This window comes from Rhodococcus sp. S3, assembly GCF_058211795.1.
In genome coordinates, this window is the sequence record NZ_CM177074.1 from 2,694,290 (window position 1) to 2,717,806 (window position 23,517).

General features: G+C 66.1%; 21 protein-coding genes and 1 other annotated feature. Of the genes, 15 read left to right on the forward strand and 6 right to left on the reverse strand.

All coding sequences use genetic code 11. From position 1 onward, the window contains the following. Nucleotides 1-115: 115 nt before the first annotated feature. Entirely contained in the window at nucleotides 116-784 is a 669-nt protein-coding gene (locus AC0LPE_RS12670; protein ID WP_006554624.1) for a TetR/AcrR family transcriptional regulator, read from the forward strand. 23 nt (nucleotides 785-807) lie between these two features. Here AC0LPE_RS12670 and AC0LPE_RS12675 read toward each other — a convergent pair whose 3' ends face one another. The 3 genes from AC0LPE_RS12675 to AC0LPE_RS12685 form a co-directional block, all read right to left on the reverse strand. Continuing rightward, entirely contained in the window at nucleotides 808-3,822 is a 3,015-nt protein-coding gene (locus tag AC0LPE_RS12675) for a Tn3 family transposase (protein ID WP_039583599.1), read from the reverse strand. A 140-nt stretch (nucleotides 3,823-3,962) separates the two neighbouring features. Beyond that, the gene (locus AC0LPE_RS12680; RefSeq protein ID WP_490604591.1) at nucleotides 3,963-4,730 is read right to left on the reverse strand and encodes a hypothetical protein; all 768 of its coding nucleotides are present in this window, start codon (nucleotides 4,728-4,730) and stop codon (nucleotides 3,963-3,965) included. Nucleotides 4,731-5,084: 354 nt separating this feature from the next. Beyond that, a protein-coding gene (locus AC0LPE_RS12685) for an IS3 family transposase (protein WP_265572591.1) occupies nucleotides 5,085-6,358 on the reverse strand; the annotation gives its coding sequence in 2 pieces (ribosomal slippage) (nucleotides 5,085-6,082 and nucleotides 6,082-6,358; 1,275 coding nt in all). Further along, nucleotides 5,955-6,086, reverse strand: a sequence feature (AL1L pseudoknot). Its footprint overlaps the gene before it by 132 nt. A 55-nt stretch (nucleotides 6,359-6,413) precedes the next feature. Between AC0LPE_RS12685 and AC0LPE_RS12690 the strand changes: the two genes are divergently transcribed. The 10 genes from AC0LPE_RS12690 (at nucleotide 6,414) to AC0LPE_RS12735 (ending at nucleotide 15,175) form a co-directional block, all read left to right on the forward strand. Further along, nucleotides 6,414-7,669 (forward strand): IS3 family transposase gene (locus AC0LPE_RS12690; protein ID WP_487764536.1). Its coding sequence is split into 2 segments (ribosomal slippage): nucleotides 6,414-6,687 and nucleotides 6,687-7,669, totalling 1,257 coding nucleotides; the frame shifts between segments, so codons are not numbered across the junction. A 161-nt stretch (nucleotides 7,670-7,830) separates the two neighbouring features. After that, nucleotides 7,831-8,217, forward strand: coding sequence for a hypothetical protein (locus AC0LPE_RS12695; RefSeq protein ID WP_490604592.1), 387 nt, complete (start codon nucleotides 7,831-7,833; stop codon nucleotides 8,215-8,217). A 487-nt stretch (nucleotides 8,218-8,704) separates the two neighbouring features. Next, nucleotides 8,705-9,655: an SMI1/KNR4 family protein gene (locus AC0LPE_RS12700; RefSeq protein ID WP_490604593.1), complete on the forward strand. Its 951-nt coding sequence runs from the start codon at nucleotides 8,705-8,707 to the stop codon at nucleotides 9,653-9,655. 195 nt (nucleotides 9,656-9,850) lie between these two features. Beyond that, a complete protein-coding gene (locus AC0LPE_RS12705) occupies nucleotides 9,851-10,960 on the forward strand; it encodes a transposase (protein WP_490604594.1) in 1,110 nt (369 codons plus the stop codon). A gap of 171 nt (nucleotides 10,961-11,131) precedes the next feature. Further along, on the forward strand, nucleotides 11,132-11,680 hold the full coding sequence (locus tag AC0LPE_RS12710; protein WP_421096666.1) for a recombinase family protein: 549 nt from the start codon (nucleotides 11,132-11,134) through the stop codon (nucleotides 11,678-11,680). A 94-nt stretch (nucleotides 11,681-11,774) separates the two neighbouring features. Further along, nucleotides 11,775-12,176, forward strand: a complete 402-nt coding sequence (locus AC0LPE_RS12715; protein WP_230825412.1) for an ArsR/SmtB family transcription factor — start codon at nucleotides 11,775-11,777, stop codon at nucleotides 12,174-12,176. After that, nucleotides 12,173-13,270 (forward strand): ACR3 family arsenite efflux transporter, encoded by a 1,098-nt coding sequence (arsB, locus tag AC0LPE_RS12720; protein WP_230825415.1) that lies wholly within the window; start codon nucleotides 12,173-12,175, stop codon nucleotides 13,268-13,270. Before AC0LPE_RS12715 ends, arsB begins: the two co-directional genes overlap by 4 nt. A gap of 3 nt (nucleotides 13,271-13,273) precedes the next feature. After that, nucleotides 13,274-13,687 (forward strand): arsenate reductase ArsC, encoded by a 414-nt coding sequence (locus AC0LPE_RS12725; protein ID WP_256062354.1) that lies wholly within the window; start codon nucleotides 13,274-13,276, stop codon nucleotides 13,685-13,687. Between the two features lie 14 nt (nucleotides 13,688-13,701). Continuing rightward, nucleotides 13,702-14,745 carry an ArsO family NAD(P)H-dependent flavin-containing monooxygenase gene (locus AC0LPE_RS12730; protein WP_230825418.1) on the forward strand — a complete coding sequence of 348 codons (1,044 nt, stop codon included), beginning with the start codon at nucleotides 13,702-13,704 and terminating at the stop codon, nucleotides 14,743-14,745. A gap of 22 nt (nucleotides 14,746-14,767) precedes the next feature. Further along, a complete protein-coding gene (locus AC0LPE_RS12735) occupies nucleotides 14,768-15,175 on the forward strand; it encodes an arsenate-mycothiol transferase ArsC (protein WP_230825419.1) in 408 nt (135 codons plus the stop codon). Between the two features lie 52 nt (nucleotides 15,176-15,227). On the opposite strand, the gene AC0LPE_RS12740 is transcribed toward AC0LPE_RS12735, so the two are convergent. After that, a complete protein-coding gene (locus AC0LPE_RS12740; protein WP_230825422.1) occupies nucleotides 15,228-15,719 on the reverse strand; it encodes an ArsI/CadI family heavy metal resistance metalloenzyme in 492 nt (163 codons plus the stop codon). Between the two features lie 97 nt (nucleotides 15,720-15,816). Between AC0LPE_RS12740 and AC0LPE_RS12745 the strand changes: the two genes are divergently transcribed. The 3 genes from AC0LPE_RS12745 to AC0LPE_RS12755 all read left to right on the forward strand — a co-directional run bounded on the left by AC0LPE_RS12745 (nucleotide 15,817) and on the right by AC0LPE_RS12755 (nucleotide 17,394). Then, nucleotides 15,817-16,176, forward strand: coding sequence for an Rv2640c family ArsR-like transcriptional regulator (locus AC0LPE_RS12745; RefSeq protein WP_230825425.1), 360 nt, complete (start codon nucleotides 15,817-15,819; stop codon nucleotides 16,174-16,176). Nucleotides 16,177-16,406: 230 nt separating this feature from the next. Continuing rightward, nucleotides 16,407-16,841 (forward strand): helix-turn-helix domain-containing protein, encoded by a 435-nt coding sequence (locus tag AC0LPE_RS12750; protein WP_452584963.1) that lies wholly within the window; start codon nucleotides 16,407-16,409, stop codon nucleotides 16,839-16,841. A 1-nt stretch (nucleotide 16,842) separates the two neighbouring features. Next, the gene (locus tag AC0LPE_RS12755) at nucleotides 16,843-17,394 is read left to right on the forward strand and encodes a VapC50 family PIN domain-containing toxin (protein WP_490604595.1); all 552 of its coding nucleotides are present in this window, start codon (nucleotides 16,843-16,845) and stop codon (nucleotides 17,392-17,394) included. Between the two features lie 526 nt (nucleotides 17,395-17,920). On the opposite strand, the gene AC0LPE_RS12760 is transcribed toward AC0LPE_RS12755, so the two are convergent. Then, nucleotides 17,921-18,928 carry a tyrosine-type recombinase/integrase gene (locus tag AC0LPE_RS12760; protein ID WP_229564909.1) on the reverse strand — a complete coding sequence of 336 codons (1,008 nt, stop codon included), beginning with the start codon at nucleotides 18,926-18,928 and terminating at the stop codon, nucleotides 17,921-17,923. 254 nt (nucleotides 18,929-19,182) lie between these two features. Between AC0LPE_RS12760 and AC0LPE_RS12765 the strand changes: the two genes are divergently transcribed. After that, the gene (locus AC0LPE_RS12765) at nucleotides 19,183-19,827 is read left to right on the forward strand and encodes a class I SAM-dependent methyltransferase (protein ID WP_490604596.1); all 645 of its coding nucleotides are present in this window, start codon (nucleotides 19,183-19,185) and stop codon (nucleotides 19,825-19,827) included. A gap of 512 nt (nucleotides 19,828-20,339) precedes the next feature. On the opposite strand, the gene AC0LPE_RS12770 is transcribed toward AC0LPE_RS12765, so the two are convergent. Next, nucleotides 20,340-23,357, reverse strand: coding sequence for a Tn3 family transposase (locus AC0LPE_RS12770; protein ID WP_490604597.1), 3,018 nt, complete (start codon nucleotides 23,355-23,357; stop codon nucleotides 20,340-20,342). Nucleotides 23,358-23,517 lie beyond the last annotated feature (160 nt).

Below are 23,517 nucleotides of genomic sequence, written 5' to 3' on the forward strand. Positions count from 1 at the left end.
ACTTTGAAGACCAACGGTATCTGTACGAGACCATTCGTATCATAGTGGTTGGGGGTGGGATAGAGTTCACCCATATCAAGAGTTCAACGACACGAATTCGGAGGAAGGCGCGTCCATGACCGACCCAGGCCCGGCGGCGACCGACCCGCTCGCCGCGGACGACGAGCAGGCCGATCCGCGACTGGCGCGCTCACGCAACCGGTTGCTCGACGCGGCCACCCATCTGCTGTCCACCGGCGGTGTCGAGGCGGTCACCGTCGAGGCGGTCACCCGCGTGTCGAAGGTCGCCCGCGCCACCCTCTACCGGCACTTCGGCAGCACCACCCAGCTGCTCGCGGCGACTTTCGAACGACTACTTCCCCAGGTCGACACACCGACCGGCACCGGGCCCGTGCGTGAGCGGCTCCTGGCGCTGCTCGCCAGCCAGGCCGACCTCATCGAACAGGCTCCGGTGCAGATGACCACCCTGGCCTGGCTGGCGATGGGTTCCATCGGCGAGGACCACCCCGACCCGGCCGCGGTCACCTCGCTGCGCGCGCGCGTCATCGAGCAGTACCGCCACCCGTTCGACCAGATCCTCACCAGTCCCGAGGCCCGCGCGATGCTCGGCGAGCTCGACACCACCTTCGCCATCATCGAACTCCTCGGCCCGATCGTGTTCGCCCGTCTCACCGGATTACGCAGCATCGACCACGACGACTGCACCCGGCTCGTCGACAACTTCCTCACCGCCCACCGAACACCCACGCCAGCAGACACCGCTATCGACATCGCCACGCCGTAACCACGGGCCCCGGTTCCGCGCGGTCAGAACAAGGTGTCGCGCACCCGCAGCGGCCGGTACCCGGTCGGGCCCAGCTGGGCCAGCTCGGCGTCGATGTCGACCTCGATCGCGCCGAAGAAGTTGATGTTGGCACTGTGGGCCGGGCTGATGTGGGCCAGGACCTCGTCATCGATACGCTGCCCGGTCCGGCGCATCTGCTCGACAGCGAACCCGTAATACTCTGTGGTCCAGGCGATCACAGCGTTGGTCGTCAAGGTCAGGCACCAGGCCTGCTCGGTCTGGTCCTCGAGGTGGCGCGCCCGGATCATCCCCTCATGGGCATAGAGCAGGTCGCGGCGCAGCGCGTGCAGCGACTCGCCCTTGTTGAGCTGCCGCGAGATCTTGCGCCGGTAGTCCGGATCGGAGAGGTATCTCGCGGCGTAAATGGTGCGCCGCAGCGCCCCGTACTCCTTGAGCGCCGCGGCCAGGGTGTTCTGCCGCCCCGACGCCGACAGCTTGCCGACCAACAGCGACGCGGTGGCGTGCCCGAACTTCAGCGATCCGGCCAACCGCAGCAGATCGTCCCAGTGCTCGGCGATCAAACCCAGGTTGGCCTTGCGGGTCATCAGCGGGCCCGCGTGCGGGAACCGGGCCTCGGCCTCGGCGCGCGGGCCCGGCCGGTACAGGGTGATCCGCCCCAGATCCCGGATCCGTGGCGAGAGCTGCATCCCGAGCAGGTCGAACAACCCGAAGTTGACCAGGGTGACCCCGTGGGTGTCGGTGGCGTGCTCGGTGATCGGCAGATCGGTGGCGTTGCCCAGGATCTCATCGAGCACGTAGTGGGCTTCGCGTTTGGTCGCCACGATGACCTTGGTGCCGTAGGTGGCGTGGGTGTCGCTGACATGGGTGTAGGTCGACAGGCCCTCGCTGGCGAAATAGCGGCTCAACGGCCGCGCCGTGGTCGACTTACCGCGCGTCGGGAAACGCTGCCCGTCGCTCGACGACAGTGTTCCGGCGCCGAACACCGCGGTCAGCGGCAGCCGCTGGTGGTAGCCGACCAGTACCAGGTTGGCCGCGCGCAGGGTCTCCTCGCGCACATACCACTCGTCGGTCCAGGCCAGGATGTCGTAGGTGATTCCGCACGCCTCGGCCATCCGGGTCAACCCCAGGTTCGTCGAGTGCGCCAGCAGTACCGCGATCAGGTTGCGTTTGAGCTCCGGCGTCCGGGTGGCCTGACCGCCGGCGTGGGTGAAGCAGTCCAGGTAGCCGGTGCGTTTGTCCAGCTCGATCAGCAGCGACACGATCGGCGCGAACGGCAGCATTTCGGTCAGCTCGGCCTTGAGCGTGATCGCCTCGGCGGGAACATCTTCCGCGCTCAGCGGCGAGATCACCAGATCCCCGCCCTCGTCCAGCCGGACCGGGCCGTCCCCGCCGGCCAGCACCTCCTCCAGCTCACCGAGAGCGTCGTGCAGTTCGGCGACCACGGTGGCCAGCGCGACGCCAGGATCGGCGGATCGCCCGACCAGGCCGCAGAACTCAACGCGTTGCGGTTCCCACTGCCCGGTGGTGAGCAGGTAGGCGGCCGGGTCGGCGTAACGGCGCGAGCCCGGCACGAACACATCCCCGCTGCGCAACCCGTCACGCAATCCGAGCAGCACACACAACTCCCAGTAGTGCCGATACGCGGTCGCGCTGCCGGATTTGCGGGCCTCGTCGAGGTAGCCGCGCCACTTCATCGGCACGAACCCGGTCGGGGCGTCATCGAAGACCTTGCGCCGCCCGGTCGCGTTCAACTCGCGCAGCATGTTCACCGCGATCAGCAACTCGGTCGCGGCGGTACCGCCGCAGAAGCGCACCGCTTCGAGCACCGCGGGGGTGAACTGACGCAGGTAGTTGTAGGAGGAATCCAACGCCGCCAGATGCCCGTGATCACGCGGCAACCTGGGCTTGGCCTGGGCGATCGCCGCGCGCAGGCGCTCCCACCCGATCTTCTCGCCGCGGATCAGCGCACCGATCTCCTCATCCGGAACGCCGGGGTCGGTGACGATTTCCAACAGATCGTCCAGCAGCGCCTGACGGTCCTCTCCAGTCTTCCCTCGTTCGGCCAGCCGCTGCTGCATCTTCCGTTCGGCAGCACCGAATTTCACCGAGATCGCCTGATCGAACAACGCCACGACCTCATCGAGGACATCGGTGCCGGACTGGGCCAGCACCGTGAGCAGGATCGGATACCGGCGTTGCGGATCCCGACGTTGCAGCGCTTGCGGACTCAGGCGCCGGCCCATCGTGGCCAAAAACCGGCGCCGCTCGGCGGGCAGCACCGACATATCCAGCCGATCAGCGCCCAACCCGCGCAGGAAACCCAGCTTGTCGACCTCGGCGCGGACCGCGGCCGCCGAGGCCTCCACCGGCCCGGTCGACAGCCACCGCAACCGCGAGATCCCCAGCGAAGCGTCGGTGACAAGCAAGCCGTCCAACTCCGCGCACCGCGCCGCAGTGAACTCGTGAGCGAGCCGGTCATAGGTTTCGGTCTGGGCCTGGTGGCGGGCGTGGGCGACCCGCTCGACCACGGTGACCGGGCCTGGCCGGATCACCTTCGCCGAGATCAGATACTCACACGCCAGCCGGAACAGCAGAGTCGGGGAATCGTGCTCCATCGCCCGCGCGAGCAGGAACTCATCGAGCTCCTTGAACTCGAGCGCACCGACCGCACGCCATCCCAGGTACCGCGCGGCCAGGCGCACATGCTCGGTGCGGGTCTTGGCTCGCCTGCCGTAGGCACCGATCACCACCGGATCCAACCGCAACTGCTCGGCGACACGAGCCACCGCCACCGGCGGAGCCGTGACCAGCCGATCCGGCACGAATCCCAGCCACGGCAGCGTACACAACGCGATCGCCAAGCCCAGCCGCTCGGCTGGGCCCCGGCCCCGGCCCGGATCCACGAACGCCAGATCCGCAGGCGTCAGCGTGAAGTACCGGAACAGCTCCTCGCGGCTGATCTCCGGGAATCCCCGCAGTCGTTCCAACTCCTCGTCCGCGAACATCCGCGTCGCCACGACCCCAGCCTCCACCAGCACCGACCAACATCATCATCGGCAGTCAAGCACCAACCAGTCGACAGCGCATGCCGAACTCGAAACCCCGTGCCCACCAGTCGGATACGCCAAATCCGCCCGATTTCCGGCGGATGCTACGGCTACCCCGTGACCTTCCGCAGGTTGCTGGTGTCGATGACCTCCAGGTCCGGGTGCGCGGCCAGCGCCCGGGCGCAGTCGGTGGACGAGCCGATATAGGTCGACATCAGGTCGATGTCGGTGGCGACGAACCATGCCCGGTCCTGCGGCCACCACAGGTTCGGACCCCACCCTCCGAGAGTGCGCACCGCATCGCGCACCGTGCCGTGCACCAGAAAGTTGTCCCGGATCGGGAGGCGGAGCAGCGGTCCGGGAAAGGGAAGGTGCAGGGCTTGGCCGGCGCGGCCTTCCCAGAACCCGAACCAGCACTCGTCCGGGGTGCTGGTGTGCTCGACGAGAACCTCGGCCAGGGCCGCGAACTGCTCTTCCGGGATATCACCTTCGTCGGGTTCCTGGTCCCACACGGTGTTGCGGCCGTCCCCGACACCGCGGTGGATACCTGCCTGCAGCAGCGAACCCCACTCGACGGTTTGGTGGATCACCCCGCCGGTATGGGCAGCCACCTCGGCCCGGCGCACCCGAACCTGCTCCCCGGTGTCGGGGTCGATCCGGGCGGCAGGATGCAGCACCCGTGAATACAGCGTGTAGATCGGGGGCACCAGCGATCCGACGGTGTACTCGAAACGGGGCAGCGCGTCGGCGATCCAGTCGCCGCCGGTGGTGTCGTCGAGTACGTCGTCGACCCGCCACACCAGCGACTGCGAGTTCGGGTCGACATGCCGATTCATCTGCTGCCGGTCGCTGGGACCAGCGTCGCTGTGCTCACTCACGTATCCGACCCTGCCACACCGCGGTCGTGCCGGGCGCCCGTCTACAGCGCGGGATTCGCTCTGGCGGAAGAGATGCAGCGGACCGTGTTGGGACCTCTTCCCGAACGCGGATCACCCATTCCAGTCGCGTCCAGATGACGTGACTCGGTGCGCTGAGGTGCAAAACTCGACTCATGAACGGCGATGACACGCCACCGGCGCCGCGGCAGCCGTTCGTGTTGCGTGATCCGATCGGCCGCCCGGCACGCCCACCGGGGCTGATCGTGGCAGGTTTGTCGGTGCTGTTGTGCACCGGAATCGTGTTCGCCCTGCTGGATTGGTGGGTGAACCATCCCGGGTCTCATGCACACACTGTCATTTGTGTGCGACCGGTTGATCGGCACGGTGTTCAGCGTAGTACTTGGCTTCGTACTCGACCGGTGGGATCCGCCCGAGACGATGCATGAGCCGGCCGGCGTTGTACCAATGCACCCACGCCGAGGTGGCCTCCTCGACGTCACTGACGGTGCGCAACGGGCCCTTGCGGAACGGGGAATCGTCGGCGATGCACTCGGCCTTGTAGAGCCCGATCGTCGTCTCCGCGAGGGCGTTGTCGTAGGCATCGGCCACCGACCCTATCGACGGCCGAAGCCCTTGCAGGAACAGGGTTTCCCCGAAGCGCAGAGCCGTATATTGCGAGCCTGCATCCGAGTGGTGAATAGTGCTCCCGCGCAAAGGATTACCTTGCACCGACCGCAGCATGCAGGCCTGATTCACCGCCCGTTGAACGAACGCTGTTTCCTTCGACGTCGACACCTCCCAACCGACGATCGTGCCGGCGAACGCATCGATCACGAACGCCGTATACGCGAAGCACGGCACCATCCGCACATACGTGAAGTCAGCGACGTAGAGCGCATCGGGCCGCTCGACCCGGAAGTTCCGGTCGACCAGATCCGGCGGCCGCGGCGCCGACGGCTCCGCGATGGTGGTGCGGACCTTCTTCGCCCGGGTGGCGCCGCGCCACCCGCCCACGCGCATGAGCCGCTCCACGGTGCAGCGGGCCACCTCGATGCCCTGTCGCCGCAGGTGGGCCCACATCTTCAGCGACCCGTACAGTGACTCCGGTTTGCGTCTCCCGTGCTCGTCCCGCTCGACGTAGTACGAGGCCAGCACCGCGGTGATGGTGGCGTCCCACAATGCGCGCTTCGACAGCGGGCGCGCCCGCCAGGAGTAGAAGGTTCTCGGGGCGATCGGGCACCCGTGCTCGGTGAGCACACGGCAGATCGGTACGACCCCGAACTCATCGCGGTGTTCGGCGATGAATCGGCAGATCACTTGCGTGGCGGGTCGCACTCCCGCGCGAAGAAAGACGTTGCAGCTTTGAGTATTTCGATGGTCTTCTCGAGCTCGGCGTTCTTCCGGCGCAATGCGCGCAGTTCGATCTCCGCCTCGGACGCCGACGCAGCCGGGGTGCCACCACCGGCCGCTTCGGCCTTGCGGACCCACACCCGGACGGTCTCCGTCTTCAATGACATCCGTTCGGCGATTGTGCGGATCGCCTCGTACTCCGAGGCGTAGTCACCACGGTGTTCGAGGACCAGGCGCACGGCTTTCTCCCGTACCTCGGCTGGATAGACATTCGGCATAAGGTTCACCTTCCCAAGAAAGAAGGTGTGCATCAAACCCGGGACGATTCACATCATGTCCAAGCGTTACCCCGCCGAGCAGCGTGAACGAGCGGTGAAGATGGTCCTCGACCACCTCGACGAATATTCTTCGCCGTTCGCGGCGTGCAAAGCCATCGCCCCGAAGCTCGGCGTCGGTGTCGAGTCGCTGCGCACCTGGACCCGCCAGGCTCTGATCGATGCCGACAAGACACCCGGCGTGACCACCGCTGAACAGCAACGAATCAAAGAGCTCGAACGCGAAGTCCGAGACCTCCGTGAGGCCAACGAAATCTTGAAATCGGCCTCGATTTTCTTCGCGAGGGAGCTCGACCCTCGCCGCCGCTGATCTGCCAGTTCATCGACCAGATGCGTGCACAAGGACACCGGGTCGAGTCGATCTGCGCCGTGCTCACCGAGCGTGGCGTCAAGGTCGCCCCACGCACGTATCGGAACTGGAAAACTGCTTCTCCATCCCGCCGGACCGTCGCCGATGCACATCTGACGAACGCTCTGCGTGAGACCGTCGGCACCGCCGAAGGTCTCTACGGTCGCCGAAAGATGACCGTGCACCTGCGCAGACACGGCCACGACGTCGCGGCATGCACCGTCGACCGGTTGATGCGCGACGAAGGGCTGTCCGGAGCGGTCCGGGGCCGTCGGCACCGCACCACCATGCCCGGCGGCTCGGACAGCCGCCGCGCCCCTGACCTGGTCGATCGTGATTTCACCGCCGAGGTTCCGAATCGGAAGTGGGTCACCGACTTCACCTATTGCCGCACCTGGGCGGGGTTCGTCTATGTCGCGTTCGTGATCGACTGCTTCTCGCGGGCGATCGTCGGCTGGCATGCCGCCACCGTCAAGGACACCGCGATGGTCACCACCGCCTTGAAGATGGCATTGTGGCGACGTGACCACACGGGCCACCCGGTCGGCTCAGGGTTGATCCACCATAGCGATGCCGGCAGTCAGTACACTTCCATCTCTTTCGCGGAAACCCTTGTGCTGGAGGGTATTGCCGCGTCGATTGGCAGCGTCGGAGACGCATACGACAACGCTCTGGCCGAGAGCACGATCGGGTTGTTCAAGACCGAAGTGATCACCAAGGGAAACCCGTTCCATCCGGGTCCCTACAAGTCCGTCGAGGACGTCGAGTACGCCACGATGGAGTGGGTCGACTGGTTCAATCGCAGTCGCCTGCACAGCCGTCTCGGATACGTCCCGCCGGATGAATTCGAGGCGGCGTACTACGCTCACCTGTCGACTCCACAACCGGAGCCGTCACCGATATAGGAGCGGCAAGAAACCCGAGACGGTTCAGTGTCAGGCCAACCCGGATCCACCGTTATTCAGACAGTCCCTCGACGGTACGTGGTACGAGTTCACGGCGGTATGGCAGGAATGAACCGGGTTCGAGCATGCTGGCAGCGGCGGGTGCTTCACCGTTGTATGGGATGAATGAATCGGTCGGGTGCGTGCTGCCGTCCGTCTTCGCCCCGGAAGAGGCCGTAATGCCTGATCAAGACACTCTCGAAAAACAACTGTTGGCTGAACTCCGTGAGATGCGTGACTGGGTGTCCATCGCCGGCGTGCTGCACCTACTGGGAACATCATCCTGGGTGGCTGGGCGGGAGGCGGTCCGATCGATTCTGGACTGCATCGACACCAGCACTCGTCTCCGCATCGGTCGCGTCGACAGTCAGTATCGGGAAATACCCAAGCCTTTGCCCGTCGAAGACCTCCTCGAACGCATCTTCAACATCGAGGACGCAGCCGACCGGTCCTTCGAGATGATGCAGTTGTTCATCGACACCACAGACAATTCCGATGAGGGCACATGAAGTAGTTCCGGACGCCCTGGTTCTGCTGGGGCTGCGGACACGATCGGCAGGCTCCAGCATCCCCGGGTGCAGAAATGGTCTCACCTGGCAATTTGGTGTCGATGGTGCGTAAACGGCAATTTACGTCTTCGACCCCGCAAGAACAGGGAGTGACCACAGCACCACGGTCGATTTGCTCGATTCATCCTGTTTGTAGGTGTCGAGATGCAGCGAAGATTGACAAGCTCGACCGCCTAGATTGACAACGATCGGTCAGGGCGAAACCGGTGTCACCTGCGCTTACCTGTAACGGCGACCGTTAGCGGCGCCGACATTCTGTCAAAGTAGCCTGTCAATCCAGCCCTCCCGTCCTACATTCGACAGAACCGCAGCTGGCCTGGTGAGACGAGAAGACCGGCGCTGGTGTCGGCTGATTCTTTGAGGCCTGTACCGCGGTCATGTGCTGGTCACCGCATGCCTCCAGCCGGACCGAAGGAGACTCGATCACATGACGACGCACTGGCGGATCACCATCAGCTCAGTCCAAGAAGGTGATTCTCGCCGAGGACTCGTGACTCTGAAAGGCAGCACATCGAGCAGCGCCCTGCCGGATGTCATCGGTGATGCCGCAGACCGTGCACATGCCTGGGCCGACAAGTTCGGCAGGACCCTCGCCGGTTGCGCGACTCTTCAACTCGACGGCGAGGACGAAGATGACGATTACTACAAGATCGAAGGTCTCGACGGTTCACTGTCGTTCGACGAGATCGCAGAGCGCGCAGTCCGAGAGAGGTTGCATCGCCGATCCCAGACGGAGCAATCGCCACCCCGATCAGAGCGATCGGTCCGGACACCGGTTGGGGTGGCTTCTCGCTACGGGGCCGAGTCCGCGGGTTTCGCGACAGCGTGGCAGGCATTGCGAGACTTGGTCGCCGATGTCTCGATCGTCAGTGGTGCACCCCTCGATGACGTTACGAAAGTGGAGAGCGCGACGGGGGTCCGATGGACTGCCGACCTGCGGACACTGTTCACCCAGCACAGCGGTGGCTTCGAGCTGGTTCCTGCTTTCGAGCTGGTGGATCTGGGTCGTGTGCTCGAGGTGCGGCAGATGTTCTTCGACGCTGAAGAATTCGTAGTCGAACAGAATGCCGATCTTCCTCCGGTTGCAGCAGATGCCGAGCGTCCGGCGGGATCACCAGCGGATCGCTTCCTTCCACAGTTCATTCCGATCGCCGAAGACAACACCGGTGCTGTGCTGGTCGTGGACACGCGCCGCGGCGACCTGAGCGGCTGCGTCATCGAGTTCAGCACCAGCATGGGGGGCTCCGAGGCGTTGTGGCCCTCGCTCGGAGCGCTGGTCAGTGATGTGATCACCACACTGACTACAAACGGAGCCTTGTTGCAAGGGAAGTATCGGCCAGAGGTCGGGGCGGGTCTTACGTGGTCACGAGTGACGTGAACGCGTAGTGGTGTTCGGCCAGTACGTTTCCAGGGTTGAACTCCGCCATGATCACTACATCGACAGATCTGGTGGTCCCGCTACCGGATGTGTTGAGTGATCGCGGCGGATCGCACGTGAGGGGCACCGAGCAGAGCGGTGGTTGACCCGTTTGTCCTCGGAGAGGGTGCAGTCCTCGTGCGCTACCGTGCCTTGATGAACCAATCCGGCGTGGCCGTCGCGGATCATCACCAGTTCGTCCTGGGATCTGTGACCGCGGAAACCTACGAACCGTCGGAGACCGGCAGCGTCATCGAGGTCGGGCAGAACTTCGTCACGGTCCTGACCGGCATCGCCTACGGTCCGGTGTCGTTGACCGTCGAGGTCTGCGACAACGAGCCGGCCTTCGACGCTGACCGGTGCGTGTGGGAGGTCGTCGAGGAAGCCACGGTGAAGGTGACCAAGGCATTTATCGTGATCACCCTGGGTGGGGAGACGCTACCCGACTTCGACCGGCTGGCCATCGGCCGCGGGTTGTATCGGTTCCGGGTGTGCGGTCGCGGTCGGGACACGCACTGGGCTCTCGAGGTCGACGAGCCCACCGAGGAGTACCTGGTGCAGGTGTGGCGGGTGAATCGGCCACATGGGATGGTTCGGCTTCACAAGACGGACAGTGCGTGGGAGCAGGAGATCGTCGAACATCCGACCCGCCAGTGGTGGGACCCCGATCCGGCCGCCGACGCAACCATCTACCTGAGGGTCGGCTACGAGAAGATGGCCGAGGCGGCGAAGCAGGAGGCCATCCGATGGGGTGGGAGACCGCCGTCCGAGAAACTGAGCCGGTGCCCCCACGCGATCGACCTCGCCGGTGTCGATCGCGCGCTTGCGGACGCGATCGCGAGGGCTCGCGAGCCGAAACTTCGGCGCATTACCGTCTGGGCTGTCCGACGAGCCTTCACCATCGCCGGCATCGCCGACAGGGATTGGATCGCGCCGGCACTCGACGCGCTCGACGACGGCCACCGGACGTTGCCGCCCCCGTTCGGCCGCGACGAACCTGAGCAGCTGTGGCAGGCGTTCCAGGACGACCCCACCATCGACACCACAATCCCGGAGAACGGTCCGGCTCCGGCGCCGGTCATCGCGATGTACGCGGTGCGAGATGCCTCCGAATCATTTGCATTCGATCCACTGCGGGGCACGTTCCAGAGTCTTCAAACTGCCGCTCGGACCGACGGCGGGAACTACATCGCGTTGATCCGCGACCTACGAAGGGAGTTCTTCCCGAAGTTGATGCCCGCCGACCGGTACGAGAGGTGGATCTGATCATTTGCCCGCTGCTGCCCCGGGGGCCATGCCGTTCTCACCGCTCAGAACCGTGCCATCTATCGCCGAAGATCACAGGACGACCAGGCGCGACGTCTGTTCCGAAACTCATGTCTAAAACCAATGGTTCAAAACCAGGCTTGTCGGTGAGTTATGGAACACTTCGAGCTTGTGACCGAACTTTTGGGCTATGCGAGGGTCTCGACGACCGATCAGACCCTGGATCTGCAGAGCGACGCGCTGAGGGCCGCGGGGTGTTCGCGGATCTGGACCGAGACCGCCAGCGGTGCCACCACCGCCCGGCCGCAACTCGACGACCTGTTCTCTCACCTTCGGTCCGGGGACACCTTGGTGGTGTGGCGCCTCGATCGCCTCGGCCGGTCCCTACCGCATCTGCTTCAAGTGGTCACCGACCTCGAAGAGCGCGGCATCGGGTTCCGGTCGGTAACCGAATCGATCGACACCACGACCGCCGGCGGCAAGCTGATCTTCTCCATTTTCGGCGCGCTCGCCGAGTTCGAACGCAATCTCATCCGCGAACGCACCTCGGCCGGCCTCGCCGCAGCCCGGGCCCGCGGCCGACTCGGGGGCCGGCCGCCGAAGATGACGTCGAAGAAGATCAAGCAGGCGAAGCTGATGCGCGACAACGGGATGAGTCAAACCGAGATCGCGGAGATCCTCGGTGTCGGCCGCACGACGCTGTATCGCCACCTGAAGTAGTAGTGATACCGCGCCGACGGTCTGGATCGCCCACGAACGGCTCCATGAGAACCGACGAGTTGGAGTCCTATTCGATATCTGTCAATATTGATGTATGTCGATACAAGCAGATCCCAAGGGCGGTGCCTGTTGCGCTCCGCTGGCGCGGGAACCACTGACGCCGGATTGGGCCGCAGACCTGGCCCGGATGTTCAAGGCTCTCGGTGATCCGGTACGGCTGCGGATGCTGAGCCTGATCGCCAGCCACCAGGGCGGCGAGAGTTGCGTGTGCGATATCAGCCCGGCCTTCGACCTGTCCCAGCCGACCATCTCACATCACCTCAAGGTGCTGCGCGAGGCCGGCCTGCTCGACTGTGAGCGCCGCGGGACGTGGGTGTACTACCGGGTGATCCCATCGGCCTTGGCCCAGTTGTCGGCCGTGCTCTCTGTCGAGGTGGGGGTCCTACCGGGTTCGGACTGCACTGTGATCGACGATGCCGTGGAGCCGGCCCGATGACCACGACGAACACCGAACACCCGGCGGTCGTCGGGAAGATGTCGACCCTCGACCGGTATCTGGCCGTGTGGATCGGCGCCGCCATCGTCGTGGGCCTGCTGCTCGGCCGGATGATTCCCGGACTCGGTGAAGCGCTGAGTTTCATCGAGATCGACGGCATTTCTCTGCCGATCGCCCTCGGTCTGCTGATCATGATGTACCCGGTGCTGGCCAAGGTGCGCTACGACCGCCTCGACACCGTCACCGGCGACCGCAAACTGTTGGTCTCGTCGCTGATCCTCAACTGGATCCTCGGCCCGGCGTTGATGTTCGCGCTCGCCTGGCTGATGCTGCCGGACCTGCCCGAATACCGCACCGGCCTGATCATTGTGGGTCTGGCCCGGTGCATCGCGATGGTCATCATCTGGAACGACCTCGCCTGTGGTGACCGGGAAGCCGCGGCGGTGCTGGTGGCGATCAACTCAGTCTTCCAGGTGATCATGTTCGCCGTGCTCGGCTGGTTCTACCTGTCGGTGCTCCCCGGCTGGCTCGGACTCGAACAGGCCGCCCTCGACGTCTCACCGTGGCAGATCGCGAAATCGGTGTTGATCTTCCTCGGCATTCCCCTGGTCGCCGGGTTCCTCACCCGCTACTTCGGCGAGAAAGCCAAGGGCCGCACCTGGTACGAGGACACCTTCCTGCCGAAGATCGGGCCGTGGGCGCTCTACGGGTTGCTGTTCACCATCGTGATCCTGTTCGCGTTGCAGGGCGAGCAGATCACCTCCCGCCCGTTGGATGTGGTGCGGATCGCGCTGCCGCTGCTGGCGTACTTCGCGATCATGTGGGTCGGCGGATACCTGTTCGGTGCCGCGATCGGCCTCGGCTACGAACGCACCACCACGCTCGCATTCACCGCGGCGGGCAACAACTTCGAGCTCGCCATCGCCGTGGCGATCGGCACCTTCGGGGTGACCTCCGGGCAGGCTCTGGCCGGGGTGGTCGGACCGCTCATCGAGGTTCCCGTCCTGGTTGCCCTGGTCTACGTCTCACTCGCCCTGCGGAAGCGCTTCACCCGTCACGAGTCGGCGCAGGTGCCGGCGCCACGAAAGGTCTGAGCCGTGAGCACACCGAGTGTGTTGTTCGTCTGTGTCCACAACGCCGGTCGCTCGCAGATGGCCGCCGGGTTCCTCACCGCTCTGGCCGGGGACCGGATCGAGGTGCGTTCGGCCGGCAGCGCCCCGGCCGAGCAGGTGAACCCGGCCGCGGTCGTGGCGATGGCCGAGGTCGGCATCGATATCTCCGGTCAGAACCCGAAGATCCTCACCACCGCGGCGGTGCAGGCATCGGATGTGGTGATCACGATGGGCTGTGGGGACACCTGCCCGGTGTTCCCCGGCAAGTCGTACCGCGACTGGGTGCTCGACGACCCGGCCGGGCAGGGCCTCGAGGCGGTGCGCCCGATCCGGGACGCCATCCGCGCCAAGGTCGAAGCCCTCATCGCCGAGTTGACCGCCCCGTCCACCCCGCGCTGACCCGAGGCTCTCCGATGACGAACGTCGATGTCGTGGTGATCGGCGGTGGGCAGGCGGGTCTGGCTGCCGGCTACTACCTGCGCCGGGCCGGGCACCGCTTCGTGATCCTCGACGATCAGGAACGGCCAGGTGGGGCGTGGCCGCACATGTGGCCGTCGCTGCATCTGTTCTCCCCGGCGGAATTCGCATCCCTGCCGGGGTGGCCGATGCCCCGCTGGCCGGGCGGTTTCCCACCGGCACGGCATGTCGTGGACTATCTCTCCGCCTACGAAACCCGCTACGACCTGCCGATCGAGCGACCGGTGCGCGTGCAGGCGGTGCGGCGCGACAATACTGACCTGCTCGTCGACACCGACCGCGGGCAGTGGCGGACGCGTCGGGTGATCAGCGCCACCGGTACCTGGCAGCAGCCGTTCTGCCCGAGTTATCCAGGTGTGAAGGTGTTCACCGGGCGGCAGTTGCACACCGTCGATTACCGCAGTCCGGCCGAGTTCAGCGGCGCCGATGTGGTGATCGTCGGGGGCGGCAACTCCGCCGCTCAACTCGTCGCCGAGATCACCACCACCGCAAGAACCATCTGGGTCACTAACCGGCCCCCACGATTCCTGGCGGACGGCGTCGACGGCCGGGCCTTGTTCGAACTCGCCTCCCGCCGGGCGATCGCGCTGGCCGCCGGACGGCCCGATCCCGGTGGCATCGCCGCACTGGGGGACATCGTGATGGTCCCGGAGGTGCTTGCCGCCCGCGACCGTGGCGTCATGACCGCGCTACCGATGTTCGACCGGCTCACCCGCGACGGCATCGCGTGGGGACAGCGTCACCAGCACGCCGATGTCGTGCTGTGGGCCACGGGATTTCGGCCCGCCCTCGCACACCTGCGGCCGTTGCGGCTGCGCGATCACACCGGCACGGTGCCGGTCGCCGGCACCCGATCACTCAAGGAACCGCGCCTGCACCTGCTCGGGTACGGCGACTGGACCGGTCCCGGTTCGGCCACCATCCTCGGCGTCGGCCGCACCGCCAAGACCGCCGTCGCCGACCTCGACCTCGACACCTGATCTGCGTGAAAGGACCTCGACCGTGAGCACACCCTCGGTGCTGTTCGTCTGCGTGAAGAACGGCGGAAAATCCCAGATGGCCGCCGGCCTGATGAAAGCCGCCGCCGGCGACACCGTCGCGGTGCACTCCGCCGGTACGAAGCCCGGCGCCAGTATCAATGCCCTGGCGGCCGAAGTGCTCCTCGAAGTCGGTGTCGACATCGCGGGCGAGACTCCGACACTGGTCGACCCCGACCTGGTTCGGGACGTCGATCTCGTGGTCACCCTCGGCCGCGAAGCCCGTCTCGATCCGGTGGCCGGGACACGGTTCGAGAACTGGGACACCGACGAGCCGTCCGAGCGCGGCATCGACGGCATCGAACGGATGCGGTTGGTCCGCGACGACATTGCCGCTCGTGTCACCGACCTTGCCGACCGGCTCCGTCGCTGAAGACACCGATGTCGGCCACCCGAATCCGGTGGCCGACATCGAGGGGTGTTGTTCAGCAGCAGGACGGTGCGGTCGGCGCCTCCTGCTTGTCCTCGGTCGGGGCGGCGGCGGTGCCGCAGCACACGCCACCCTCCGCGGCGGCCGGATCGTCGAGGTGCTGGGGGCTCGAACCGAAGGTCTCCGAATCGGCGAGGACGGTGTAGACCTCCCACTTCTCCCCGGCCGGACCGGTGACCCACACCTTGTCCTGGGTAGCGAAGCAGCAGGTGGTGCCGATCTCCTCGTCGGTGAACAGCCCTTCGCCGGTGAGGCGGGCGATCTCAGCGTGGACCTTCTCGCTCGACTCGACCTCCACACCGAGGTGGTTGATGGTGCCGCCCTTGCCGGGGTTTTCGAGCAGAACCAGCTTCAGGGGCGGTTCGGCGATCGCGAAGTTCGCGTAGCCGGGCTTGAGTTTGGCCGGTTCGGTGCCGAACAGTTTCGTGTAGAAGGCGACCGCTTCTTGCAGGTCGTCGACGTTGAGGGCGAGTTGTGCGCGGGACATGACATCCTCCACCTGTGTGACATATGTCGAAATACTGGACGCGTACAGGATGCGCCACCTTTTCGACATATGTCAAGTAAGTGGCTAAGCTTGAAGTATGCCGAAAGCTCTGCCCGTGATCGATGTCAGTGCCCCGATCTGCTGCGAACCGGTTTCGGCCGCACCTATGAGCGACAACGCAGCTCTCGAACTCGCACTGCGCCTGAAGGCTCTGGCGGACCCGGTCCGCATCAAGCTCATGTCGATCCTGCTCACCGCCGACGGCGGTGAGGTATGCACCTGCGATCTCGCCAGCGGCGTCGACCTGGCCGAATCCACCGTCAGCCACCACCTCGGCCAGCTTCGCAAGGCCGGCATGGTCGAATCCGAACGCCGCGGGATGAACGTCTTCTACCGTGCCCGCGCCGAGTCCCTCGAAGCCCTGCGGATGGTGCTGGACCCGAACTGCTGCCGCTGACATCTCACTCGACAACCAGAGCACCAACCATTGGGTGCAAGCGAGGTGTCGCTGCCCGCTGTGGTCCTGCACTCGAAACTGTGCTGGTTGAGGATCGTCAAACAGCACACCCGAGAATCCGCCCGAGCGAGCCATGCGAACTTCCGCCGTGACGGACTCACAAGTCGAAGATTGCCTACTTTTGCGTTTGTTTCGCTTGCTGCGTATATTGCATTTAGAGGAGGTGGGGTATGTCCGCGATCGAACATCCGAGTGTCGTGGAGCAGGAACAGGCGCGACAGGCACTGAACGCTCTGCGGGACGTGAAACCGAGTACCGACACATTCGACGTCACTGTCGCCGGCACGTCGGAGTCCGTGCACCTGCCGAGTTCCGCCCTGGAGTTGATCAAAGACGTACTGGCGAACATGGCAGCCGGCCAGGGCGTGACCGTGGTCCCTGCGCATGCGGAGCTCACCACCCAGCAGGCCGCCGAGCTGCTCAACGTCTCGCGCCCGCACGTGATCAAACTCCTCGACCAAGGCCTCATCCGGTATCGGCTGGTAGGCCGGCATCGCCGAATCCTGGCATCGTCGCTTCTCGAATACCGTCGCCTTCAAGAGCGCGGTGCGCGTGGGGCGGCGGACGAGCTGGCCGCGCTGTCCGAGGGCCTCGGACTCTACTGACGTGACCTTCACCGTCCTCTACGACGCGAACGTGCTGTACCCGAACGTGCTTCGCGATGTGCTGATTCGCCTGGCTCAGACCGGGCTGGTGCATGCCCGGTGGACCGACCGAATTCTCGACGAGACGTTCCGCAATCTCGCCGCCGACCGGCCGGACATCCCTACCGACACCTTGGCCAGGTTGCGGGAGCTGATGAACCGAGCGGTCCCGGATTGCCTGGTTACCGGGTACGAGGCGCTCATCCCGGCGTTGACGCTGCCCGATGAGGACGACCGGCATGTGCTCGCCGCGGCGATCCGCTGCTCAGCGCAGGTGATCGTCACCGCGAACTTGCGTGACTTCCCCGATACCGAACTTGCCCAGTTCGGCATCGAGGCCCTGCACCCGGACGAGTTCGTCATGGACCTGTTCACGCTCGACGGAGCGCGGGTACATCAGGCGATCAGCGCGACTGCTGCAGCGTGGCGTAACCCACCCGGTACACCGGCCGATGTATGCGACCGCCTCGCCGCGGCGGGCTTACCGATCTCCGCCGCGGCGTTGCGCCGCTGAGACTCCACGACGCGTCCCCCGCGGTCTGAATGTTCCGAAAGTTGTTCTTGTACCGATGTTTCGAGACGTTGTTTCAGAATAAACTTGTGAGACGCCGGGAGCTGGGTCGACCCGGTCCCGTTTGCATGCTGGATGACTGTCTAAATGCCACGTTTATGAGACGATCATCTGCCACCCTTTCGTCATTCGTTCGGGCGTCGAGGCAACCCCGTAGCGGACGCGATGAGCAGGGGTTGTACGCTGCACCCGTTCCGGACTCGGTTCAGAGCGTCATCGTATGGCTGTAAGTGTGGTCCTTGCCCTCGTCGTCCTGCCAGTGCAAGGTCACATGTTGGGTCAATGCCACGCCCATGTGCAGCGCTGTCAACACGCCCACCTCGGTGCCAGGGGCGATGGCTTCGAACGTTGGAACGTCACTACCGCTGTCGCTGAAGAGGTGCGACGCCTCTCCGTCGCCTCGCGGTTCGATATGTAGGGGTTCCGGTAGTAACCGCCGAAAAATCAACGGATATGACGTAGCTGCTGGTCAGCGTCGGCGTTCGGCTCCCGGGCCCAAGATCGAGGTCAGCTCGCGCATCGCCTGTGGGGACGGTTTGAAGTATCGGCGCAGGTTCTCGGCTTTGCGGTGGCGGGACTTGGCCATCAGTTCCAGCAGGCTGGCCCCGGATTCCCCGAGGTGGGTCAGGCCGGAGTGGCGCAGTTCGTGCAGGTCCCAGCCGGTCCGGGGTCCATCGACGGCGGTGGCGGCGTCGAGCAGGTCGCGGGCCTGGTCGTAGGACAGCCGGGCCAGGCCGGTGTTGGGACAAACGTCGCGGTCGGCGAGGTACTTGCCGGGCCCCGGCCGGCGGTGGGTCACGAAAACAGGTCCGCGGGTGCGGTCGCGGATGAGCCGGGGCAGCAGGCGGGCGGTGCCCGCGTCCCAGTACACGTTCTCGAGGACGTGTTCGTGGTGGGCGGCGCCACGGCGGCGGGTACGGGGTTTGGCGCCCTTGGACTTCACCGCCGCGCACCGCCCTGCGAGGTCGAGGTCTTCGACGTTGAGCTGGAGCAGTTCCTCGGCACGGGCACAGGTTTCGTACAGCATCCGCCACAGCGTCTTCTCCCGCAGGTGGATCTCGCGGCGGGCGATGAGCCGGTCGATCGCGGTACGCGAGCGGACGGGGGTGTCGGAGTCCGGCGGAGTGGACCGCGCGGCCGAGGCCGGGACGCTCGGCGCGGTCCAGCCCTGCTCGGCGCACCAGGACAGCCATCTGGCGACTGCGGCGCGGCGCGCGTTCCAGGTGTTCACCGCGGCGGTGCCCCAGAGGGTTTCCAGTGCGGCGCCGACTTCGGTGTCGGTGACCGAGTCCAGGGCGCGGCTGGCGGCGGTGAGTCCGTCGTGGCGGGCGTCGAGCTGGTCGACGGTCTTGACGACGGCGATGCCGTAGGCGCGGCGGGTGTTCGCCGAGCCGATCGTGTCGAGGAACGCCTCGGCGGCGGTGCGCAGGGTGCGCGCCGGCGGGGCGGTACGCAGCCGGGTCACTCTCGCGGCCATCGGATTCCCCTCTTCAGTACTATAGCCCCGGATAACGGGGTCGCTTCGTGTGCACCCCGGAGCGGGTCCGCCGCAGGTCGCCTCTCAAGTTACCCCGGATAACAGACCATTATCCGGGGTATCACTGCTATCGTTGAGCGGTCACGGCCAGACGCGTACCGCCGTTCCGGTGCCTCCACCCGACCGGGTGGAGGCACCTTCGCCGTTCCCGGGTAGCGCCGAGTCCGCCGCGATCATGGAATATCGTGCCGGTCATGACCACGGATGATTGGTTGGCCGACACCCGAACCTCTTATGACACGGTTGCGGTCAGCTATGCCGACCAAGTGCGCGGCGTCCTCGCCGGACACCAGTACCTTCGCGCGGCTCTGGCATTGTTCGCCGACAGCGTGCGGACCGCTGGCGGCGGACCGGTCGCGGACGTCGGCTGCGGCCCCGGTGAAGTCACCGCCCACTTGCATGAGCTCGGTGTCGACGCCTTCGGTATCGACCTCTCCCCGGCGATGATCGACGTGGCCCGACGCGACCACCCCGACCTGCGGTTCGAGGTGGGCTCGATGACGGAACTGAACCTGCCCGTCGCTTCGGTGGCCGGCCTGCTCGCCTGGCAGTCTTTGATCCACATCCCAGACGACGAGGTGCCGACTGTATTCGGGCGCTTCCACCAAGCACTGCGTCCCGGCGGACCGTTGCAACTCCTGTTTCACGTCGGCGACGAGTCGCTGTTGAAGACAGAGGGCTACGGCGGTCACCCGATGAAGGTCCATGTCCACCGCCGGCAGCCGAACCAGGTGGCATCGTGGCTGCACGATGCCGGATTCGTGGTCGAGGCCCAGATGCTGCTCGACCCGGATGCGAAAGCTCAGCAAGCGATTCTCTTCGCACGCAGTAAGTCCTAACTTCTGCATATGTCGGGCTCGCCATTCGGAACCGCGAGGTCCCCGACGTACACCGCCCGGCGGGAAGCGTGGACCTGGAGTACGCATGTCACCGACCAACGCGACGCCGAACCGCATCGCCCCCACTGACGCGCCGCCCCTTCGGCGCCGCGGTCACCTGCCGACCAGACGCCCCGCCCGCGCAGTCGACCCAGGAGCCGGCATGGAATCCCGGCGTCACCCACAGCGAGCCCGAAATACGCCCTGCACGTCTGGACCGGCCGGGCACGGCGGGTGATCAGCCGGCACACCGGACGCCAGTGGGCGGGCATCACCGCCGACAAGCTGCGGATCGGAGTCGAGGGCGCCCCTACTCCTTCGGCTACATCGCCGGACCGCACCACTCACGGGCCTGGGACCACGACTGGACCCAGGACGGACGATCCTGCGCGGACCTGATCCCGGACATGAGGACCACCGAATGGCTCGACCACGAGCACACGAACCGGGCCCTGGGGTAACGCCGGGACCGGTCAGAACAGGGTGTCGCGCACCCGCAGCGGCCGGTAGCCCGTCGGGCCGAGCGCGGCGAGTTCGCCCTCGATGTCGACTTCGATCGCGCCGAAGAAGTTGATGTTGGCGCTGTGCGCGGGGCTGACGTGGGCCAGGACCTCGTCGTCGATGCGGTGCCCGGCCCGGCGCATCTGCTCGACCGCGAGGCCGTAGTACTCGGTGGTCCAGGCGATCACGGCGTTGGTGGCCAGGGTCAGGCACCACGCTTGCTCGGTCTGGTCGGCGAGCTGGCGGGCGCGGATCGTGCCCTCGTGTGCGTAGAGCAGGTCGCGGCGTAGTGCGTGCAGGGATTCGCCCTTGTTGAGCTGGCGGGTGATCTTGCGCCGGTAGTCCGGATCGGAGAGGTATTTCGCGGCGTAGATGGTGCGCCGCAGCGCCCCGTACTCCTTGAGCGCGGCGGCCAGGGTGTTCTGACGGCCCGAGGCGGAGAGCTTGCCGACGAGCAGGGAGGCGGTGGCGTGCCCGAACTTCAGCGAGCCAGCCAACCGGAGCAGGTCGTCCCAGTGCTCGGCGATCAGATCGATGTTGGCCTTGCGGGTCATCAGCGGGCCCGCGTGCGGGAACCGGGCCTCGGCGTCGGCGCGGGGGCCCGGCCGGTAGAGGGTGATGCGGCCCAGGTCCCGGATGCGTGGGGACAGCTGCATCCCGAGCAGGTCGAACAACCCGAAGTTGACCAGGGTGACCCCGTGGGTGTCGGTGGCGTGTTCGGTGATCGGCAGATCGGTGGCGTTGCCCAGGATCTCGTCGAGCACGTAGTGGGCTTCGCGTTTGGTCGCCACGATCACCTTGGTGCCGTAGGTGGCGTGGGTGTCGGTGACATGGGTGTAGGTCGACAGGCCCTCACCGGCGAAGTAGCGGCTCATCGGCCGCGCGGTGGTGGATTTCCCGCGCGTGGGGAACCGCTGCCCGTCGCTCGACGACAAGGTCCCGGTGCCGAACACCGGAGTCAGCGGGAGCCGCTGGTGGTAGTCGATGAGTACTAGGCTGGCCGCGCGCAGGGTTTCCTCGCGCACATACCATTCGTCGGTCCAGGACAAGATGTCGTAGGAGATGCCGCAGGCCTCGGCCATCCGGGTCAACCCGAGGTTGGTCGAGTGCGCGAGCAGCACCGCGATCAGGTTGCGCTTCAACTCCGGCGTGCGGGTGGCCTGTCCGCCGGCGTGGGTGAAGCAGTCCAGGTAGCCGGTGCGTTTGTCCAGCTCGATCAGCAACGACACGATCGGTGCGAACGGCAGCATCTCGGTCAGCTCGGCCTTGAGCGCGATCGCCTCGGCCGGAACGTCCTCGGCGGTCAGCGGGGAGATGATCAGATCCCCGGACTCGCCGTCCAGGCGTACCGGCCCCTCACCTTCGGCGAGCACGGTCTCGAGTTCATCGACCGCGGTGTGCAGTTCTTCGACGACGGCGGCCAGGGCGACGCCGGGATCGGCCGACCGCCCGACCAAACGGCAGAACTCGCCGCGCTGCGGTTCCCACCGCTGCGGTGTGAGCAGGTAGGCGGCCGGGTCGGCGTAGCGGCGTGAGCCGGGCACGTACACGTCCCCGCTGCGCAGCCCGTCGCGCAGCCCGAGCAGCACGCACAGCTCCCAGTAGTGCCGGTAGGCGGTAGCGCTGCCGGACTTGCGCGCCGCGTCGAGGTAGCCGCGCCACTTCGCGGGCACGAACCCGGTCGGGGCCTCGTCGAACACCTTCCGCCGCGCGGTCGCGTTGAGTTCACGCAGCATCGCGACCGCGATCAACAACTCCGTCGCCGCGGTCCCGCCCGCGAACTCCACCGTCGACAGCACCGCGGGGGTGAACTGACGCAGGTAATTGTAGGAGGAGTCCAGCGCGGCCAGGTGCCCGTGATCACGCGGCAACCGGGGTTTGGCCTGCGCGATCGCCGCCCGCAGACGTTCCCACCCGATCGCATCGCCGCGGATCAACGCACCGATCTCCTCATCGGCCACCGCAGGATCGGTCACGATCGCCAGGAGGTCGTCCAGCAGGGCCTGGCGGTCCTCTCCGGATTTGCCGCGTTCGGCCAATTCCTGCTGCATCCGGCGTTCGGCGGCACCGAACTTCGCCGAGATCGCCTGATCGAACAAGGCCACGACCTCGTCGAGCACGTCGGTTCCGGACTGCGCCAGCACGGTGAGCAGGATCGGATACCGCCGCTGCGGATCCCGGCGTTCCAACGCCTGCGGGGTCAACCCGCGCCCCATCGTGGCCAGGAACCGGCGTCGTTCGGCGGGCAGCACCGACATATCGAGCCGGTCGGCACCCAGGTCGCGCAGGAACGCCAGCTTGTCGACCTCGGCGCGCACCGCAGCCGCGGACGCCTCCACCGGCCCGGTCGACAGCCACCGCAACCGCGAAACCCCCAGCGAGGCATCGGTGGTCAGCAGTGCGTCCAACTCGGCGCAGCGGGCCGGGGTGAACTCGTGGGCCAGACGGTCGTAGGTCTCGCGCTGGGCCTGCTCGCGGGCGTGGGCGACGCGTTCGACCATGCTCACCGGGCCTGGGCGGATCACCCGCGCCGAGATCAGATACTCACACCCCAACCGGAACAGCAGAGTCGGGGAATCGTGTTCCATCGCCCGCGCGAGCAGGAACTCGTCGAGCTCCTTGAGTTCGAGCGCACCCGCCGCCCGCCAGCCCAGATACTGAGCGACCAGGCGTAGATGGTCGGTGCGGGTCTGGGCGCGGCGGCCGTAGGAACGGATCTCAGTGCCGTCGAGCCGCAGCTGCTCGGCCAGCCGCGCTACCGCGACCGGCGGGGCGGTCACCACACGATCGGGCACGAATCCCAGCCACGGCAACGTGCACAACGCGATCGCGATCCCGAGCCGATCAGCCGGACCACGACCGCGGCCGGGATCGACGAACGCCAGATCCGCCGGCGAGAGCGTGAAGAACCGGAACAGCTGCTCCCGGCCGATCTCCGGGAACTCCCGCAGACGCGCCAACTCCTCATCCGCGAACACCCGCGTCGCCACGAAACCGACCTCCCATCAACCAACCACGTTGGGAGCCAAGCCAACCAGTAGTCCGCCTCCACCGCAGGCCGAACCGGGCCCTCACCAGCAATCAGCCGCGGCTACGCCATATCCGTTGATTTTTCGGCGGTTACTACCGGAACCCCCGTCTGCCGCGCTG

Excerpts from the sequence above, each read along its gene's own strand:
- AC0LPE_RS12750 (WP_452584963.1), top strand. The coding sequence starts at position 16,407 with ATGTCCGCGATCGAACATCCGAGTGTCGTGGAGCAGGAACAGGCGCGA.
- AC0LPE_RS12740 (WP_230825422.1), bottom strand. The coding sequence starts at position 15,719 with ATGTCCCGCGCACAACTCGCCCTCAACGTCGACGACCTGCAAGAAGCG.
- AC0LPE_RS12670 (WP_006554624.1), top strand. The coding sequence starts at position 116 with ATGACCGACCCAGGCCCGGCGGCGACCGACCCGCTCGCCGCGGACGAC.
- AC0LPE_RS12765 (WP_490604596.1), top strand. The coding sequence starts at position 19,183 with ATGACCACGGATGATTGGTTGGCCGACACCCGAACCTCTTATGACACG.
- AC0LPE_RS12715 (WP_230825412.1), top strand. The coding sequence starts at position 11,775 with ATGTCGATACAAGCAGATCCCAAGGGCGGTGCCTGTTGCGCTCCGCTG.
- AC0LPE_RS12700 (WP_490604593.1), top strand. The coding sequence starts at position 8,705 with ATGACGACGCACTGGCGGATCACCATCAGCTCAGTCCAAGAAGGTGAT.
- AC0LPE_RS12745 (WP_230825425.1), top strand. The coding sequence starts at position 15,817 with ATGCCGAAAGCTCTGCCCGTGATCGATGTCAGTGCCCCGATCTGCTGC.
- arsB (WP_230825415.1), top strand. The coding sequence starts at position 12,173 with ATGACCACGACGAACACCGAACACCCGGCGGTCGTCGGGAAGATGTCG.
- AC0LPE_RS12760 (WP_229564909.1), bottom strand. The coding sequence starts at position 18,928 with ATGGCCGCGAGAGTGACCCGGCTGCGTACCGCCCCGCCGGCGCGCACC.
- AC0LPE_RS12730 (WP_230825418.1), top strand. The coding sequence starts at position 13,702 with ATGACGAACGTCGATGTCGTGGTGATCGGCGGTGGGCAGGCGGGTCTG.
- AC0LPE_RS12705 (WP_490604594.1), top strand. The coding sequence starts at position 9,851 with ATGAACCAATCCGGCGTGGCCGTCGCGGATCATCACCAGTTCGTCCTG.
- AC0LPE_RS12695 (WP_490604592.1), top strand. The coding sequence starts at position 7,831 with ATGAATGAATCGGTCGGGTGCGTGCTGCCGTCCGTCTTCGCCCCGGAA.